This window comes from Brachybacterium sp. FME24, from assembly GCF_014897705.1.
In the GTDB taxonomy this organism is placed as follows: domain Bacteria; phylum Actinomycetota; class Actinomycetes; order Actinomycetales; family Dermabacteraceae; genus Brachybacterium.
On record NZ_JABUXV010000008.1, the window covers coordinates 190283 to 206670 of the forward strand.

A 16388-nucleotide genomic window follows, 5' to 3' on the forward strand; every position below is an offset into this window, starting at 1 on the left:
AAGGAGCTCCATGAGCTCACAGGACCAGACCCTGACCGGCGATCGTGTCGACGGTCGCACCCCTGACCAGCTGCGCGAGGTGCGGATCACGCGCAACTGGCTCGATCATGCGGAGGGCAGCGCGCTGATCGAGTTCGGCCGCACCCGCGTGCTGTGCGCGGCCAGCTTCACCGAAGGCGTGCCGCGGTGGAAGAAGGGCTCCGGCTCGGGATGGGTCACCGCCGAGTACGCGATGCTGCCGCGCGCGACCAACACGCGTGGTGCCCGCGAGAGCGTCAAGGGAAAGATCGGGGGCCGCACCCACGAGATCTCCCGTCTGATCGGCCGTTCCCTGCGCGCGGTCATCGACCTCGACGCACTGGGGGAGAACACCATCCAGCTCGACTGCGACGTGCTGCAGGCCGACGGCGGTACGCGCACTGCGGCGATCACCGGCGCCTACGTCGCCCTGGCCGACGCGATCTCCTGGGGCAAGAAGCACACGTCGGTCCCCGCGGCCCGTGAGGTCCTCACCGATTCGGTGAGCGCCATCAGCGTGGGCATCGTGGAAGGCCGCCCCCTGCTGGACCTCGAGTACCGCGAGGACGTGAGCGCGCAGACAGACATGAACGTCGTCGTCACCGGCTCCGGTTCCTTCGTCGAGGTGCAGGGCACCGCCGAGGGCGCCCCCTTCGACCGGGCGGAGCTGGGCTCCCTGCTGGATCTGGCCACGGCCGGCTGCGAGCAGCTGACCGCGATCCAGCGGGACGTCCTCGCGCAGCAGCGATGAACGAAGCGACCACGCCCGTCCCAGCGGGGGCCCGGGTCATCCTGGCCTCCCACAACGCCAAGAAGCTGCGCGAGCTGCAGCGGATCCTGGCGGCATCGGTGCCGGGTCTGGACGAGGACGCGATCATCTCCTCGGCAGGCATCGCCCTGCCCGATGTGGTCGAAGATGCGATCACCTTCGAGGGCAACGCCCTGCTGAAGGCGCACTCCGCGGCGGCAGCGACGGGGCTGCTCGCGGTCGCCGACGACTCCGGTCTCGCGGTCGACGTGCTCGGCGGCGCTCCGGGGATCTTCTCGGCCCGGTGGAGCGGACGCCACGGGGACGACGAGGCGAACAACGACCTGCTGCTCGCACAGCTGTCGGATGTGCCCGATGCCCATCGCACCGCGCGCTTCGTGTGCGCGGCGGCGCTGGTGGCCCCGGACGGCACCGAGGTGGTCGAGCGCGGCGAGATGGTGGGTCGACTGCTGCGGGAGCGGCATGGCGAGGGCGGGTTCGGCTACGACCCGCTGTTCCTGCCCGTCGGGCAGGCGCGGACCTCTGCCGAGCTCACCGCCGACGAGAAAGACGCCATCTCACACCGCGGCATCGCCTTCCGCGCGATCGCGAAGCACGTGGCCCCGCTGCTCGGGAGCTGACATGAGCTGAGCGCACCTGAGCTGGCGCCGAGACGCAGGACGCCCCAGATCCATGCGGATCAGGGGCGTCCTGTGCGTCGGAGTAGTGGAACGACTGTCGTCGGCAGTGTCAGGCGGCGCCGACGTGGGCGAGGGCGCGGCGCACGATGAGATCGCGGCCCCCGTTCATCTCCTGCAGCGGCGAGGAGTCCGATGTCAGCTCGTCGAGTCCGAACCAGGTCATCTCCAGGGCGTCCTCCTGCGGGGCGCTCTCCCCGTCGATCGGGACGATGTAGGCCATCGAGATCGCGTGCTGGCGCGGATCATGGAAGGGCGAGTTCCCCGGGGTGGGGAAGTACTCCGCGACCGTGAAGGGCACCGGGGAGACCGGGATGCGGGGCAGAGCCATGGGTCCCAGGTCCTTCTCGACGTGCCGGGAGATCGCCTCGCGGATCGTCTCGTGGATCATGACGCGACCGGAGACGATCGCCCGCACGATCTGCCCGCTGCCGGAGGCCCGCAGCAGCAGGCCCACCTCCACCACAGAGCCGTCGATGTCGGTGCGCACCGGCACGATGTCGACGTAGGGGATGGGCAGGCGACGGCGCAGCTGCTCGATGTGCTCGGGCTCGAACCACGCCCCTTCGGTGTCCACGGCGGTACGGCTCATCGGGGGCCTCCCTCGGAGGTATCGGTAGGAACGGCGGCATCTTCCGCCGGTGAGCCAGCGGCCTTTACAGCATCGGGCTCCGCGGCGGCGGACGTCACGAGCTGAGCGGGTGCCAACTGACCCTTCTCGACGAAGAAGCGCGGATTCTGCTCCCGGCCGGCGACCTTCACGGAATGGTCGACATACTGGCCGGCGATCATCGTCACCCGCCAGGTCGTCTTCTCGAGCTCGACCAGCGACAGCGTGGCATTGGGGATCGACGGCAGCGGCTGCTCGATGATCCCGGACAGGATGAAGCGGATCAGGGTCCCGTGCGCGACGACCAGAACCTTCTTGCCCGGGTACCGCTCCTCGAGTGCTTCGAGACCGTCGTAGCCGCGGTCGGCGACCGCCTGATGGTCCTCGCGGCCCGGGAAGGAGCGATCGGGATAGCGCTCCTCCATCTCCTGCACCGGGTTGCCCTCGGCAGCACCCCAGTCGATCTCGACGAATCGTGGCTCGGTGCCGCCGAAGGGGATGGCGTGGTCCTCGCCGATGATCCGACCGGTGTGCTCGGCCCGCTTCAGCGGTGAGGTGACGATCACGTCCCAGTCCACGGCCGGGAGCTCGTCGAAGGCGGCATGCGCCTGGGCGATCCCGGTGTCGTTCAGGGGGATGTCGGAGGACCCCTGGAAGAGGTTCTGCAGGTTGTAGTCCGTCTGCCCATGGCGGACGAGGCCGAACAGGGTCATGAAGTGTCTCTCCTCGTAACAGGGGTGATCCGTGCGCGAGAAGGGACTCGAACCCTCACGCCCTGGGGCACTGGAACCTAAATCCAGCGCGTCTGCCAATTCCGCCACTCGCGCGCGCCACCAGCTTATCGGCCGAGAAGCAATGATCCAGGTAGGCTCGGTGCGCTGGTGGCGCGATGCACCCGTCCTCCATCCCGGACCGTGCGACCGCGACGCCCATCGCTACGACCCCGTCACCTCTCGACATCCCAGGAGTTCCCATGAGCGCCCTCGCAGGCAAGACCGCCGTCGTCACCGGATCCTCTCGCGGAGTCGGCGCCGCCACCGCGAAACTGCTCGCCGGGCAGGGCGCCAACGTCGTCATCAACTATCGCCAGAAGGCACCGCGCGCCAACAAGGTCGTGGCCGAGATCGAAGCCGCCGGGGGCAAAGCCATCGCCGTCGGTGCAGATCTCACCGACCCCGAGAGCGTGCGCGGCCTCATGCAGAGCGCGGTCGACACCTTCGGCGGCCTCGATCTGCTCGTCCTCAACGCCTCCGGCGGCATGGAGAGCGACCTGGGGGAGGACTACGCGATGCGTCTGAACCGCGATGCCCAGTCCGATGCGCTCTCCGCCGGACTCGAGCTGCTCCCCACCGGCGGTCGCGTCGTGTTCGTGACCAGCCATCAGGCGCACTTCATCGACGAGGTCGAGACCATGCCCGAATACGAGCAGGTCGCGCGCTCCAAGCACGCCGGCGAGATCGCCCTGACCGAGCGCCTCCCGGAGATGTCCGAGAAGGGCGTCTCCTTCGTCGTCGTCTCCGGTGACATGATCGAGGGCACGGTCACCGCGACGCTGCTCAACCGCGCCCGCCCCGGCGCACTCGAGGAGCGCCGGGAGGCCGCCGGAAAGCTGTACTCCGTCGAGGAGTTCGCCGCGGAGGTGGCGGCCATGGTCTCCGCCGATGTCGAGACCGGCCACGTGGAACTGGTGGGCGGCGCCGACGACTTCCTGACGCGCACCCAGGGCTGACGAGCGCAGACCCACCGCGGACATCACGCGGCGCGGTCGATTCCGATCGGGCGGCCTGCTCGCGATACGATCATCAGGATCAAACTGACGAACCCCGGAGGCAGTGGTGGCCAAGAAGAAGAGCCTGGACGACATGCGCGACGAGGCGTTCCGCCGGCAGGACAACCTGGCGTCGGACGTCGACGAACTTGTCGACCGCGTGAATCCCAAGAACGCCGTGACCCGGTGGAAGAACGAGCTGGTCGGTTCGGTGAAGAGTTTTTCCGACGCCGGTGACGAGAAGTCCCCTGTGACGCTCCCGGTAGCGATCGCAGGCGGCGTCATCGGCGTGGTCCTCATCGGTGCAGGTATCGCGGCCGCGATCGCCCTCTCCGGAGGCGACGAGAAAGCCGAGAAGAACGCTGAGAAGCAGAAGGCCAAGGCCGCCACGGCGAAGGCCAAGGAGAAGGCCCACCGCGCGGGCAGCTGATCCACAGCGGAAGCCCGTCCCCGTCAGATGCGCGTCACGGCGCCGATCGCCTCGAGCGGTCGGCGCCGTTCGTGGTTCTCAGACGTCACCGTCGACGTACAGCCACGCGCCGCCCTCCCGCACGAAGCGCGAGATCTCGTGCTGCTCCTGACGGCCCCGTGCTGTGCGGGCGATCGCGACGAACTCCACGGTCCTCTCATCGTCGAAAGGGCCGCCGCCGGAGGTCGCCCGGATGTCGAGGCGCAGCCAGCGCGCATCGTCCGTGAGGGTGGATTCCAGGTCAGAGCGCGTCGGCCGCTCGTGCGGGTGCCAGGTGCGCAGCAGATGCTCGATGTCGCCGGTGGCGAAAGCTGTGTAACGAGACCGCATCAGCGCTTCCGCGGTGCCGGCGCGACGCTCCTGGCGCAGGATCGGGCCGCAGCAGGCCCCGAGGGTGTCACCGCTGCCGCACGGACAGCGCGAGTCGTCGGCCAGGGTGCGGGGAGAAGTGCTCATCCCTCGAGTATCGCGGTATCGCCCTCGCCCCGCCGGATGACAGGATCACGGCATGAACCTCCACGACCGCGGCTCCGCCTCCGAATCGGCGTGGGCGGAGCTTCCATCGGGCTACCGGGTGCGCCACGAGGCGCCCACGAGCGCGGAGTATGTGCGCCTGCGGGAGGAGACAGGGCTGAGCCCCCGCACCCCCGCGCAGGCCGCCGGAGCCCTCGCAGCGAGCTGGGCCTGGACCGTGGTGCGCGATGAGCGTGATGCCCTCGCCGCCATGGGCCGCGTGATCGGCGACGGCACCTGGTACTTCCACCTCGCCGACATCGCCACCGCACCGGATCATCAGCGCCGCGGCCTGGGCCGCGTGGTGATGGAGGACCTCATCTCCCGTATCGATGCCGCTGCGCCCCCGAATCCGTACATCACTCTGCTCGCCGATCCGCCGGGTCAGTCGCTGTACCGCTCCCTGGGGTTCGTGGAGTCCGACCCGAGCGTGGGGATGCGCCTGCCACGCTGAGCGAGCGCGCTGCGCTGCAGCTCACGTCGAGGTGGCACACCGGCGAACGACGGCGGACCGTTCCGTAGGCTCGTCCCATGCAGAGCTTCCACCTCGACGAGAACGACCCGCGCTCCCCGCTGGAGCGGATGCGAGCCGGGGACTGGTACATCGCCGATGACCCGGCCATCCAGGAGGCCTATCTCCACGCGCTCGCGCAGACGGGCCGGTTCACCCGTGAGTACCCGGACGCCCCCGACGCCGCCCAGCGCATCCTCCACGATCTGCTGGGCACTCTCGGCGATGGTGCCCACGTGCGAGCGCCCCTGTTCCTGGACTACGGCACGAACCTGCACATCGGCGAGGGCACCTTCGTGAACTACAGCCTCACGGCGCTGGACGTGGCGGACATCCGCATCGGGAAGAACTGTCAGCTGGGCCCCAATGTCCAGCTGCTGACCCCGATCCACCCGCTCGAGCCGCAGCCGCGGAGGGCTGGCTGGGAAGCCGCCGAACCGATCACCATCGGTGACAACGTCTGGATCGGCGGGGGAGTGACCGTCCTGCCGGGAGTGAGCATCGGGGCGGACTCCGTGATCGGCGCCGGCGCCGTCGTCACCAAGGACGTGCCCGCGCGCAGCGTGGCCGTCGGCAATCCCGCGAGGATCCTCCGCACCCTCTGAGAAGACGAATGCGACCGGGTGGTCAGCGGCGGGACCACCCCGGGGTGGATGGACCCACCGTCGGTCGCCAACCGGTCTCGGACATGAACCGCACCGAGGAGACCCGCAGCGAGCGGCGCTGAGTGTCCAATCGAGTACCCACGATGGCCTGCGTGATCTCCGGGTAGAACTTCGCCGGGGCCTCGACGCCCGCCTCCATGGCCAGATCCTTCGCCCAGCGGGCCTTCGTGATCGGCTCGCCGCCGACGTTGTAGAAGCCGCTGTCGGCGCGCAGAGCGGCCACGAACGCGCGCCCCGCGTCCGTGTGATGCAGCAGAGTCACGTAGTTCTCGGGCTTGCCCAGCAGGATCGGATCGCCGCCCCGGGTGGCCTTGAGCGCGTGCGTGGTGTTGGGGTCACGACCGAAGAGCTGACCCAGGCGCAGGACGACGGCGCTGCGGCCGGGGGCCGCGAAGTCCACGGCGGCCCGCATCTCTGCCACGCGGGGTCGGAACGCCTGGTTGCGGACGCTCAACGGCTGGTCCTCACCGATCCAGTCGGAGCCGTTGTCCGGATACAGGTAGATCGTGGACTCCTGGACCAGCTTGCGCACGCCGGCGGCTGCTGCGGCCTTGGCGATCGCGACGGAGGCCTCGAGGTGGAGCTTGTCGTCCTCGCGCCAAGCCAGGGGCCGCAGGCCGGCCATGCCGACGGGGACGTGAGCGAGAGCGTTGATGACCACGTCGTATCCGCGGAAGGCGCGGGCGAGATCGGAGGCATCGAAGACGTCGGCGACGACCGCATTGCCGCCACGACCCTCGATGATCGGCACACCGGAATCGCGTCGGGTGATGCCTGTGACGTCATGCCCGGCGGCGATGAGCGCCTCCACCGCCTCCTGGCCGAGCACACCTGTGGCACCGGTGACCGCGATCCTCACGCTGACCTCCTTCGCCGACGGTCCATGGACCCTCGCGCGTCGACCTTCCTGGGAGGATCAAGTCTATGTGATCAGCGGAAGCACCATGTCGGGTGACCAGAAGCCGTCGCTGCTGTCAGCTCGCTCACAGAGGCGCTCCTCGAGTTGGCGGCTCAGTGCCTTGGGGGTAAAGTTCCTATCTGTTCGGCGCCATTAGCTCAGTTGGTTAGAGCAGCTGACTCTTAATCAGCGGGTCCGGGGTTCGAATCCCTGATGGCGCACCCGAGCGAGAAGCCCCACCGGTCACCCGGTGGGGCTTCTTCGTGTCGCCGAACAGTCCGAGGCCGTCGTAGAGGTCGGCCTCCGAGACGTCGAAGTGCTCGGCAAGCGCGGCGACGGATGCCTCAGGAGGTGGTCGAGGATCGCCCTCCCAGGTGCCGGGCGAGGAAGCGCTCGAGGGTGCGGTACTGCTCGATGTTGCTCTCCGTGTTGACGAACCCGTGTCCTTCGGTGTCGTTGAGCAGGTACTCGACCTCGGCGCCGCGGGCGCGGAGGGCCTCGGCGACCCGATCGGCATGGCGGCGTGGCACGCGGACGTCGTTGGCGCCGTGGATCAACAGCACCGGAGAGACGATGTCATCGACGCGGCTGATGGGCGAACGGGCGAGCATATCAGCCCTCTGATCGGGGATCTCAGGGTCGCCGAGGTACCGCAGGTAGCTGTTCTCGACGGCTCTGCGGGCGAACGGGACGACTCCCTCGACGACATCGACGAGGTCGGACATACCGGTGTAGCTGGCAGCGGCGGCGAACCGGTCGGGCGTGAAGGCGGCTCCGACCAGCGCCGCGTACCCGCCGTAGGAGTGGCCGTAGATCGCGACCCGGTCCGGGTCCGTGAACCCCTGCTGGATCGACCAGTCGAGAGCGTCGAGGAGGTCGTCGTGCATGCGCCCGGCGAACTCGCCGATCCCGGCCTCGAGATGGACCTTCCCGTACCCGGTGGAGCCGCGGAAGTCGACCTGCAGCACCGCGTACCCTCGGTTGGCGAGGAGCTGCACCTCCGGGTCGTATCCCCAGCTGTCGCGGTACCAGGGCCCGCCGTGCACCAGAAGAACCGTCGGGAGGTCCTTCGGCTCGAGACCGAGCGGGAGCGTGAGGTGGACAGGCAGGGACAGACCGTCGCGGGCTGTGAGCGTGATGGGGGTGACCGGTGCGAGCTGGGCCGGGTCGAGGTGCGGGTAGGGGCGGAACAGGCGGCGCGCCTGCCCCGTCGTGTGGTCGTAGAACCAGGTGACGCCGGGGTCGCGGTCATGGGTGAACTCCACGACCCAGCGCTGCGCCGTGGCGTCGCTGGAGATATGGGAGAGGTCGCCGTCCGAGAGTTCGGCGATCCGGGGCAGCACCTCGGCGAAGTGCGGGTCCAGGGCGTGGATCTCCTGGCGCGCTCCGAGGTAGCGCGCACCGAGCAGATCACCGGTGACCGGAATCAGGATGAGGGACGACGGCAAGCGGGGATCCGCCTCCGCGCGGGGGGTGTCCAGGTCGAACGACGGGTGGCTGTCCTCGTCGACGCCTTCTCCGCTGTCCAGGTCGAGGCGGACCAGGCGAATGCGGTCCGAGCCACGCGCGGAGCCGATCCACAGCCCTGCGCCGTCCGGGGTGGGGGCGACGGGGGGCACGCCGAAAAGGGAGTCAGTGGGGGAGAACCGCGCGATCGTGCGTCGGTCGTCGCCGGTCCACTCGGACAGCACCGTGACGCCGCCCTCCTCGATCGTGAAGGCCAGCAGCCGGTCTCGGACACGTACCCAGGAGATGACGTCGCCGGGATTCTCGGCGATCGTCGTCAGACGACCGGTCGAGAGGTCGAGCTCGAAGGCATCCATCATATCGGGGCGGCGCTTGTTGAGCTGAACGAACGCGATGTCCGGGCGGTCCGATGACAGCTGCAGATCGATCACACGCACGCCCGGGTACGGGGTCAGATTGACAGCCGGCGCATCTGGCCGGGCCGGGTCGGAGCGATACAGGTGCCAGTTCTCGTCCCCGTCCGAGTCCTGCTGGAAGAGCAGATGGCGACCGTCGTTGCTCCAGAAGAACCGGTCGATGCTGCGTCGGGTGTCGGAGGTGATGCGTCGGGCCCCAGGAGCGTCGGCGCCGTGCACGAGATCGGGCGTGGACCAGTCCGAGTCCACGTCCCGGAGGAACACATTGAGCCGACCGCGCCAGGGAGCGAGAAAAGCGACCGTCGTGCCGTCCGGGGACAGCAGGGCGCGGCTGCGGGTGGGCGGGCTGTAGAAGTCTTCGACGGGGATCAGGGCCGTACTGGTGGTCATAGCGGGTCCTTCGACTCGGCGGTTCTGGATGCCCCAGAGTCAAAACCCCGACGTCGCGTCACCCTCAAGGCGTTGGAGATCTGGATCACAGTCGCCGCCGGACGCGGCTCGGCGAGAAACCCCCTCGGTGGTTCCAGCACGGGACGCGTGCGCGGTGGTCGGCGGCCCGCGCCACGTGGATCACGAGCCCTCGGATCGGGCCAGCTGCTCGTGGAGCCGGTGCACCGCGCGGTCCTTCACGGGCCGAAAACCGCGCTCGTTCAGTTCGTCCCACAGGGCGAGGGTCTTCGGCTCGAGGGGGCAGGTCATCCGCACTCCGCAGAAGCGCGCCCTCGACGAGGCGGCACCTGCTGTGGTCTCGTCCGGCACCGGCGACGAGTGGTTTGCGGGCGGCGAAGACCTCGATATCACGTCGAGGTCGAGGGCATCGGGCCCACGCTGCGGCAGATGCCGAGGGTGGCGCTTCCCGGCGCAGACCGCAGGAAGCGGCACCCTCAGTGCTGTCGGACGCCGCGGCTCAGAGTTGATTGACCCCACCGTCGACCAGAACGTTCGCGCCCAACATGAAGCTGCTGTCGGAGGACGCGAGGAACGCCACCGCGGCCGCCATCTCCTCGAGTCGTGCCGTTCGGCCGATGGGGATGCTGGCGACCAGGCCTTCGTTGTATGCGGCCACGTTCTCCGCTCCGACGAGCTCGACCACCCCGGAGGTGTCGGTGGGGCCCGGTGAGATGGCGTTGACCCGGATCCCTCGGTCCTTGAGCTCGCTCGCCCAGGTGCGCGTGAAGCTGCGCAGGGCCGCCTTCGAGGCGGCGTAGGCGCCCATGCTCGGAGCACCGCGGTCCGCTGAGGTGGACGCATTGATGATCACCGATGCGCCGTCGTTCAGGAGCGGGATCGCCGTCTGCACCGTGAGGGCTGTGCCGACGACGTTGACACCGAGGACGTTCTCGAGATCGCCCTTGGTCATGTCGTCGATCGTCGCGAAGGTGGCGATGCCTGCGTTCGCGAACAGCACGTCCAGTCCCTTGCCGCGAGCGGCGACCGCCTCGTAGAGGCGAGTCAGATCAGCCTGCTTCGTGATGTCCCCCTGCACGGCCCTCACATTGCGTCCGATCGCCGCGACAGCGTCTTCCAGCTCGCTCTCACGGCGTCCCATGAGGAAGACATAGGCCCCTTCATCCACCATTCGCGCTGCGGCAGCCCGCCCGATCCCGTTCGTGCCGCCCCCTGTGACAACTGCCGTCATTCCGTCCAGTCTGTTCACGTCTGACCTCCCTCTCAGTTCAGCACCGATCGGTGCAATTGAACCGTAGCGCACTTTCGCACCGACCGGTGCCGATGTGTTAGCGTCGCCTCATGGAGAACGTAAAACCTGGCAGGCCGCGTTCCTTCGACCCCGATGCCGCCCTTGAGAAGGCCCTCACTGTCTTCTGGGAGCATGGGTACGAAGGGGCGAGCCTCGCGATGCTCACCGAGGCCATGGGCATTTCGCGCAAGAGCATGTACGCCGCTTTCGGCAACAAGGAAGAGCTGTTCTTCAAAGTTCTGCATCTCTATGAGCGCGGACCCGGCGCGTACGTGCAGGAATCGGTGCGCGCGCACACTGCGCGCGAGGTCGCCCGAGATTACCTCTACGGCGCGGTGCACGCCGGCACGCAGCCCAACCGGCCGGCCGGGTGCTTGGGCGTGCGCGCGGCTCTCGCCGTCGGAGCTACGGGGAAGGACGTGCAGGACGCTCTCGCCTCATGGCGTGCCAAGAGCCAGGAGGACTTGCATGAGCGTTTCCAGCGGGCCGTCGTCGAGGAGGATCTCCCCTCCCATGCCGATGCCGACATGATCGCCCGATACCTCACGACGGTCGCCGACGGGGTGTCCGTGCAGGCGACAGGGGGAGCGTCTCGCGAAGCCCTGGAGCGGGTGGCTGACGCCGCACTCCTGAACTGGCCGCCGGCCTGACGGCCCGGTAGGCGACGCCGGCGCGCGGTACATGGGGGCGCCAACGTGATGGTCCGCGCCATGGAGAAGCCGGCAGCCTCTTCGCGCAACCTGAGCCCGGGTCTACTGACCCGCATTCTGGAGTGCAGGAGTGCCCTCGTGGCGCGCATCGACCCCTCACCGTCTGAGCCGATTGGTCCGTGACCAGCCGGATCCACGAGACGCGCCGACGACGCCACGACCCCGCCCATCCCGTGCTGCATGGGTGGCGCCGTCGGCACGTGTCCTGTTGGGACGGCAAGGTCAGCCGAGGAACTTCCTCAGTGCATCGTTGACCTCGACGGCATGAGTCCACAGCAGACCATGCGGAGCTCCCTCGACCTCCACGTATTCAGCCTCGGGGAGCGCGACGTGGAAGCGACGACCGGTGGCGTCGATCGGGAGGATCCTGTCGGCGGTGCCGTGCAGGATGAGGACCGGCTTCCCACTTGCGCGAACAGCGTCGACATCCGTACGGAAGTCTTCGAGCCAGCTCGATACCACCGCGTACGCGGCGACTGGGGCGCTGCTGATCGCAACATTCCAGCTGCCGGAGACCGCATCCTCGCTGATGCGTTCGCCGAGATTCTCATCCAGGTTGTAGAAGTCGGAGAAGAACTGCGTGAACCACGCGTAGCGGTCTGCCTTCGCCGCCACCTCGATTCCGTCGAACCCGTCCTGCGGGAGACCCTCCGGGTTGTCGTCGCGAGCGACGAGGAACGGCTCCAGTGAGGCGAGGAATGCGAGCTTCGCAACGCGGTCGTGGCCATGATTCGCCACGTATCGGGCGAGCTCCCCGGTCCCCATGGAGAAGCCGACCAGGACGACGTCCCGCAGATCCAACGCTTCGAGCAGGACGTGGAGATCATTCGCGAACGTGTCGTAGTCGTAGCCGGTGCCGACCTTCGAGGACTGGCCGAATCCGCGGCGATCGTACGTGATGACACGATGACCAGCCGCGAGCAGTTCGCGCGTCTGCTTCTCCCAGCTGTGCCCGTTCAGAGGATAGCCATGGATGAGCACGACGGGCTGTCCGGTGCCCTGGTCCTCGTAGTACAGCTCAACGGGAGTGCTGTTCTCCTCGCTGACGGTGATGCGACCCATGATGATGCCTCTCTGTGCAATCTGACTGGTGCGGAGTCCTTGCTCGTACTCGACACCCTGTTCGCGGAACATGGTCAAGCATCAGGCGTGTTCCCGAGGTGGCCGTGCCGATCAGCAGGTCTCCGGGCGCCGCAGAATCAGCCGCCGTATCGTGCAGGGGCGGTTGCGGCCAGCGCGGTGATGACCGCGAGCGTCGAGTGATTCACGCTCCAGCCGGCTGCCGCTGCGCCCTGGTCCCCGACTTCGAACTCGCGGGCGCGCTGGATGACACGCGAGGTCCACGGGATGTCCGGGTCGAGCTGGTGGAGCTGCGTGCTCGCCGACAGCAGCGCCGTCACCGCAGCCGTCATCTCGTCGGGAGCTTCCTCGTCCACCAGAACCGCCCGTACCCGGGAGAGGAGCTCCTCGCGCCGAGCGCTTCCCAGCGCGATCGACTCCGTGGGCACGATTCCCAGCAACTTCTTCCGGGTCCGGCGCAGATGCCCCTTCGAGACGAGGGTTTCGACGACCTGATTGCGCAGGTCCGGCCCCACCGCGGCGATCACCGTCTGAGGAGACCGGGGTTTTGTCGATATGTAGTCCCATGCAGAGCGGAGGAGATCCTCTCGAGGTGGCGTCGTCCCGCGGGACGTGACCCGCCCGGAGGAGTCACCCGCCAGCTGTGCCATGTCACGCATGGCGAGCTCCGCGAGGACTGCACCCCCCAGGACGTAGAAGAGGGTGGACTCCCCGGCAATGGCCCCGGAGCGTGGCTGAAAGAGCAGGAGCAGCACATCTTCGACGAGCAGAGGCGTCTCGCTGTGCCGCCCGGACCCTGGCGAGGACCTCTCGGCAGGTTGGTCACGGGATTCCTTCATCTGTCCTCCTCGGTGCGACGTCGGCATCCATCTCGATCACTGGTTCGTCGGCGACCAGGTCGTGGAACACTCCCTCGGTGATTCAGTGAGCGTCAGATGTCTCGACCCCAGGCAATACTGTGTTCCCGGAACCCGGTCAAGAGTCGATCGCGCAGGAGCTTTCGTCGGGCCGGTGCTGAGCTCCTGCTCAGTCCGCTGATTTCGCCCTGACTGCTCACAAGGCTGCGCAGTGTCCTCGAGTCAGGGAAGAGAAAGCCCCTTGAGCTGTCGTCGCGAGGTGACTCCGAGTTTGCGGAAGATGTTGCGCAGGTGCGCGTCGATCGTCCGTGGGCTCAAGAAGAGCTGTGTCCCGATCTCGCGCGACGTCAACCCGCTCGCCACCAACCGCGCGATATGCAGCTCGTGGTCGGTCAACGTGTCACTGAGATGGGCAGCTCGTTTGCGAGGATGCTCGCCGGTTGCGCGGAGTTCTCGGGCGGCGCGCAATGCGAATGCCTCGGCTCCCATCGTCGTGAGGAGGTCATGAGCTGTGCGCAGTTGCGCGCGGGCGTCCTGTCGTCGGCCCTCACGGCGAAGCCACTCGCCGTAGACGAGGTGGGTACGGGCGAGGTGAGTAGACATTCGGCAGCGTTGGAGCTGATCAATCGCCTCGCGGTACTGCTCCTCGGCGACGGTGCCGGAGCTGGTCAGCGCGCGTGAGCGTGCGGCGAGTCCGAGCCCCCAGGGTGTTCGGCTGGCGTTGGCTCGGGCGGTGAGCTGCTCCACTGCCTCTGCAGCGCTCTCCGACCGTCCTGATCGGCTCGCTGCCTCGATGAGTTCGGAGTGGGCCAGGTTGCTCTGTGTCAGCTCATCGCATTCGAAGGCTCTCGCCGCGGCCGCGTGGGCCGCTGGGTAGTCGCGGTGGCCGTTGTGCAGCACCGCCATGGCGTACTGCGCCAGGGCGACCTCTGTGGTGTTGCCGTGACCGGCAGATCGCTGGGTGAGACTTGCATAGATGTCGGTGGTCTCGTCCACGCGACCGCGCCAGGCGGCCAGGATGAGTTGGGCGTGGAGCAAGGGGACAGCCTCGGTCGCAGCTGCGATCGCAGTCTGTTCAGCGGCCCGGGCGAACTCGCCGGCGAGGACCAGCATGACCGATTGCACGAGGAGGGCGGCCGGGAGCGCAGAGAGAGCGCCGGCCTCACGAGCCAGCCTGACGTGACGGGCGGCCAGCGCGTGGGCCAGCTCGTCATCGAAGACTGCCATAGCAGTTCGGCCGGTGAGCCACCCCCATCGTCGGAGGTCAGTGTCGTTCGCCTCGTCAGCGCCTGGTTCATGGCCGGCGAAGGCCTCCAACGCACGCCGCAGTCCGGGTAGGCCGGCTGCGTACCCCTGGGTGAACGTCGAGACCAAGCCATCGAGGAGGAGGTCCGCAGGCCGTGGCGACGTCGGTGGGGTCGGCGCGCCACGCGCGGCTTCGGCCACGTCGAGCACTGCACGCCCAGGACCGCCAGTGACGAGCGCAGCATCGAGCGCCTGCAGATAGGTTGCGCGGGATAGCCCCGGATCCAACGGCGCGAGGCTCTTGGCGGCACTCAGGAACAACCCCGGTCCCTCGTCATCTCTCGCGAGGTGGAACCCTATCTGGGCGCGCAGCAGCTCGAGGCGAGCCTGCTGCAGCGGTGCGAGCGGCCCCGCCGCGGCAACCGCCAGCAGCTCCGACGCAGCGTCAGACGCGCCGGCTTCGTGCTTGGCATGCGCCGCCTCCAGCGCCCGGCTCGCACGGATGGTGGGATCAGGGGTCAAGGGGACCGCCTGCTCCATGAACGCCGCAGAGGCGGCCAGACCGCCGCGGGCACGCGCTCGTCCTGCCGAGCGGTCCAGCTCCGCCGCAACGTCTTCGTCGGTGCCCAGCACCGCCTGCGAGCGGTGCCATCCGCGCCTGTCGGGGTCGAGGTCCGGATCGGTGGCGGCAGCCAGCGCGCCATGCGCACGGCGACGCTCCGTCGGGGTGGCTGCACGGTAGACCGCCGAACGCACCAAGGGGTGACGGAACCGCACTCGGCCATCGATCTCCAGCAGGCCGGCAGCTTCTGCAGGCGCGACGTCGTCACGGGAGATCCCCAGGTGCGCAGCTGCGCGCCACAGCAGCACCACATCGCCGGTCAGATCGACCGCGGCGATCAACAGCAGCAGTCGAGTCTGCGCCGGAAGGCTGATGGAGCGGCGCCGGAAGCTGTCCTCGACGCGGTGTGGGGTGCTTCGCTCGCGAAGCTCGAACCCACCGGCCAGCCAAGCCGCCGACGTGCTGTGCGGAAGCTCCAGCAGTGCGAGAGGGTTCCCGCCCGCCTCGGCGAGGATACGGTCCTGCAGCCCGTCGTCCAGCGGGGTACGGGCCGTCCCGGCGAGCAACGCCCGTGCGTCGAACTCGTCGAGTCCGCCCAAACACACCTGGGGGATACCGTCGAACGAGTGCAGGGTGCTCTCAGCGGGGTCACGCAGCGCGAACACCAGTGCTATCTGTTCGGCGGACACACGCCGCGCCACGAACGCCAGGACCTGCGCGGATGCTTCGTCGAGCCATTGCGTATCGTCGACGAGGCAGAGCAGCGGACCCTCCTCGGCGACCTCGGCCAGAAGGTGGAGAGTCGCCAAGCCGACCAGGAACCAGTCCGGCGCGGCACCATCGTGCTGGCCGAAGGCCACCCGCAGAGCGCTCTGCTGAGGAGCGGGCAATGCACCAGCGCGGTCCAGCAGCGGCGCGCACAACTGGTGCAGGCCCGCGAACGCGAACTGCGACTCCGGCTCCACCCCGATCGAGGACTCCACGCGGAACCCCGCGGAGACCGCCTCGTCGCGGGTGTGCTCGAGCAGGGCGGTCTTTCCGATCCCGGCCTCGCCGCGCACCACGAGTGCCCCGCTTCGCCCGGCCCGTGCCGAGGAGAGGAGCTTGTCCACCGCGTCGCGCTCGGCGCGCCGGCCCAGAAGAACTGTCAAATTTCCCCTCCAGAGAACCTCAGCGCCTTTATAGGCAATTGTCGCTGACGCGAGCGATGCCGACCAGACCCAGCTGCCTCGCGAGGTAGGCGGACCTGGAGGGGCACCACCGACGCGGAGACGCCGCCGGCCGGACGATTCTGACTGTATGCGCCGAGAGGGGAACGAGATCATGGATCAGGTCATCGTCGAGACCGAGGGCCGCACCCCTGTCGAGGCACATGACGAGGACCAGAGGGCGCCTCGTCCCGTCGCCCCGGTTCACAGCTGCCCCCGGCACGGGCACAGTTGGGAAGAGCAGGC

At 68.3% G+C, this 16388-nt stretch carries 17 protein-coding genes and 2 tRNA genes; 8 read left to right on the plus strand and 11 right to left on the minus strand.

Going from position 1 to position 16388, the window contains the following annotated elements; all coding sequences use genetic code 11:
* Positions 1-10 precede the first annotated feature (10 nt).
* Both rph and rdgB read left to right on the plus strand, forming a co-directional pair.
* Positions 11-769 (plus strand): ribonuclease PH, encoded by a 759-nt coding sequence (gene rph / locus INT51_RS11080; protein ID WP_193105358.1) that lies wholly within the window; start codon positions 11-13, stop codon positions 767-769.
* On the plus strand, positions 766-1407 hold the full coding sequence (gene rdgB / locus INT51_RS11085) for an RdgB/HAM1 family non-canonical purine NTP pyrophosphatase (RefSeq protein WP_193105359.1): 642 nt from the start codon (positions 766-768) through the stop codon (positions 1405-1407). Before rph ends, rdgB begins: the two co-directional genes overlap by 4 nt.
* 109 nt (positions 1408-1516) lie before the next feature.
* On the opposite strand, the gene INT51_RS11090 is transcribed toward rdgB, so the two are convergent.
* The 3 genes from INT51_RS11090 to INT51_RS11100 all read right to left on the minus strand — a co-directional run bounded on the left by INT51_RS11090 (position 1517) and on the right by INT51_RS11100 (position 2901).
* Positions 1517-2056 (minus strand): NUDIX hydrolase family protein, encoded by a 540-nt coding sequence (locus INT51_RS11090; RefSeq protein ID WP_193105360.1) that lies wholly within the window; start codon positions 2054-2056, stop codon positions 1517-1519.
* A complete protein-coding gene (locus tag INT51_RS11095; RefSeq protein ID WP_193105361.1) occupies positions 2053-2787 on the minus strand; it encodes a histidine phosphatase family protein in 735 nt (244 codons plus the stop codon). Before INT51_RS11095 ends, INT51_RS11090 begins: the two co-directional genes overlap by 4 nt.
* Positions 2788-2819: 32 nt before the next feature.
* Positions 2820-2901 (minus strand) — tRNA-Leu (locus INT51_RS11100).
* A gap of 146 nt (positions 2902-3047) precedes the next feature.
* Between INT51_RS11100 and INT51_RS11105 the strand changes: the two genes are divergently transcribed.
* Positions 3048-3803, plus strand: a complete 756-nt coding sequence (locus INT51_RS11105) for an SDR family oxidoreductase (RefSeq protein WP_193105362.1) — start codon at positions 3048-3050, stop codon at positions 3801-3803.
* 106 nt (positions 3804-3909) lie between these two features.
* Positions 3910-4272, plus strand: a complete 363-nt coding sequence (locus tag INT51_RS11110) for a DUF3618 domain-containing protein (RefSeq protein WP_193105363.1) — start codon at positions 3910-3912, stop codon at positions 4270-4272.
* Positions 4273-4350: 78 nt separating this feature from the next.
* On the opposite strand, the gene INT51_RS11115 is transcribed toward INT51_RS11110, so the two are convergent.
* Positions 4351-4767, minus strand: coding sequence for a YchJ family protein (locus INT51_RS11115; protein WP_193105364.1), 417 nt, complete (start codon positions 4765-4767; stop codon positions 4351-4353).
* A 52-nt stretch (positions 4768-4819) separates the two neighbouring features.
* Between INT51_RS11115 and INT51_RS11120 the strand changes: the two genes are divergently transcribed.
* Entirely contained in the window at positions 4820-5278 is a 459-nt protein-coding gene (locus INT51_RS11120) for a GNAT family N-acetyltransferase (protein WP_193105365.1), read from the plus strand.
* Positions 5279-5355: 77 nt separating this feature from the next.
* The gene (locus INT51_RS11125) at positions 5356-5940 is read left to right on the plus strand and encodes a sugar O-acetyltransferase (RefSeq protein WP_193105366.1); all 585 of its coding nucleotides are present in this window, start codon (positions 5356-5358) and stop codon (positions 5938-5940) included.
* Between the two features lie 22 nt (positions 5941-5962).
* Here the strand turns inward: INT51_RS11125 and INT51_RS11130 are convergent, their stop codons facing one another.
* The gene (locus tag INT51_RS11130; RefSeq protein ID WP_193105367.1) at positions 5963-6859 is read right to left on the minus strand and encodes an NAD(P)-dependent oxidoreductase; all 897 of its coding nucleotides are present in this window, start codon (positions 6857-6859) and stop codon (positions 5963-5965) included.
* A gap of 186 nt (positions 6860-7045) precedes the next feature.
* Between INT51_RS11130 and INT51_RS11135 the strand changes: the two genes are divergently transcribed.
* Positions 7046-7119: transfer RNA gene (locus INT51_RS11135), tRNA-Lys, on the plus strand.
* Between the two features lie 123 nt (positions 7120-7242).
* Here INT51_RS11135 and INT51_RS11140 read toward each other — a convergent pair.
* The 3 genes from INT51_RS11140 to INT51_RS11145 all read right to left on the minus strand — a co-directional run bounded on the left by INT51_RS11140 (position 7243) and on the right by INT51_RS11145 (position 10420).
* Positions 7243-9171, minus strand: a complete 1929-nt coding sequence (locus INT51_RS11140; RefSeq protein ID WP_193105368.1) for a S9 family peptidase — start codon at positions 9169-9171, stop codon at positions 7243-7245.
* 180 nt (positions 9172-9351) lie between these two features.
* Positions 9352-9480 carry a hypothetical protein gene (locus INT51_RS22540; protein WP_255509779.1) on the minus strand — a complete coding sequence of 43 codons (129 nt, stop codon included), beginning with the start codon at positions 9478-9480 and terminating at the stop codon, positions 9352-9354.
* Positions 9481-9688: 208 nt separating this feature from the next.
* Positions 9689-10420, minus strand: a complete 732-nt coding sequence (locus INT51_RS11145) for an SDR family NAD(P)-dependent oxidoreductase (protein ID WP_226832234.1) — start codon at positions 10418-10420, stop codon at positions 9689-9691.
* A 110-nt stretch (positions 10421-10530) separates the two neighbouring features.
* Here INT51_RS11145 and INT51_RS11150 point away from each other — a divergent pair, with 110 nt between their 5' ends.
* Positions 10531-11130 carry a TetR/AcrR family transcriptional regulator gene (locus INT51_RS11150; RefSeq protein WP_193105370.1) on the plus strand — a complete coding sequence of 200 codons (600 nt, stop codon included), beginning with the start codon at positions 10531-10533 and terminating at the stop codon, positions 11128-11130.
* Between the two features lie 282 nt (positions 11131-11412).
* Here INT51_RS11150 and INT51_RS11155 read toward each other — a convergent pair whose 3' ends face one another.
* From INT51_RS11155 to INT51_RS11165, 3 genes are all read right to left on the minus strand, one after another.
* Positions 11413-12252: an alpha/beta fold hydrolase gene (locus INT51_RS11155; protein WP_193105371.1), complete on the minus strand. Its 840-nt coding sequence runs from the start codon at positions 12250-12252 to the stop codon at positions 11413-11415.
* A gap of 137 nt (positions 12253-12389) precedes the next feature.
* Positions 12390-13109, minus strand: a complete 720-nt coding sequence (locus tag INT51_RS11160) for a GPP34 family phosphoprotein (RefSeq protein WP_193105372.1) — start codon at positions 13107-13109, stop codon at positions 12390-12392.
* 240 nt (positions 13110-13349) lie between these two features.
* Positions 13350-16085 (minus strand): AAA family ATPase, encoded by a 2736-nt coding sequence (locus tag INT51_RS11165; RefSeq protein ID WP_226832235.1) that lies wholly within the window; start codon positions 16083-16085, stop codon positions 13350-13352.
* Positions 16086-16388: the final 303 nt, after the last annotated feature.

Bases quoted from the DNA above. Each gene is read 5' to 3' on its own strand.
- INT51_RS11105 (WP_193105362.1), top strand. From the start codon at position 3,048: ATGAGCGCCCTCGCAGGCAAGACCGCCGTCGTCACCGGATCCTCTCGC.
- INT51_RS22540 (WP_255509779.1), bottom strand. From the start codon at position 9,480: ATGACCTGCCCCCTCGAGCCGAAGACCCTCGCCCTGTGGGACGAACTG.
- INT51_RS11155 (WP_193105371.1), bottom strand. From the start codon at position 12,252: ATGGGTCGCATCACCGTCAGCGAGGAGAACAGCACTCCCGTTGAGCTG.
- INT51_RS11095 (WP_193105361.1), bottom strand. From the start codon at position 2,787: ATGACCCTGTTCGGCCTCGTCCGCCATGGGCAGACGGACTACAACCTG.
- rdgB (WP_193105359.1), top strand. From the start codon at position 766: ATGAACGAAGCGACCACGCCCGTCCCAGCGGGGGCCCGGGTCATCCTG.
- INT51_RS11150 (WP_193105370.1), top strand. From the start codon at position 10,531: ATGGAGAACGTAAAACCTGGCAGGCCGCGTTCCTTCGACCCCGATGCC.
- INT51_RS11145 (WP_226832234.1), bottom strand. From the start codon at position 10,420: ATGACGGCAGTTGTCACAGGGGGCGGCACGAACGGGATCGGGCGGGCT.
- INT51_RS11120 (WP_193105365.1), top strand. From the start codon at position 4,820: ATGAACCTCCACGACCGCGGCTCCGCCTCCGAATCGGCGTGGGCGGAG.
- INT51_RS11125 (WP_193105366.1), top strand. From the start codon at position 5,356: ATGCAGAGCTTCCACCTCGACGAGAACGACCCGCGCTCCCCGCTGGAG.
- rph (WP_193105358.1), top strand. From the start codon at position 11: ATGAGCTCACAGGACCAGACCCTGACCGGCGATCGTGTCGACGGTCGC.
- INT51_RS11115 (WP_193105364.1), bottom strand. From the start codon at position 4,767: ATGAGCACTTCTCCCCGCACCCTGGCCGACGACTCGCGCTGTCCGTGC.
- INT51_RS11090 (WP_193105360.1), bottom strand. From the start codon at position 2,056: ATGAGCCGTACCGCCGTGGACACCGAAGGGGCGTGGTTCGAGCCCGAG.
- INT51_RS11160 (WP_193105372.1), bottom strand. From the start codon at position 13,109: ATGAAGGAATCCCGTGACCAACCTGCCGAGAGGTCCTCGCCAGGGTCC.
- INT51_RS11140 (WP_193105368.1), bottom strand. From the start codon at position 9,171: ATGACCACCAGTACGGCCCTGATCCCCGTCGAAGACTTCTACAGCCCG.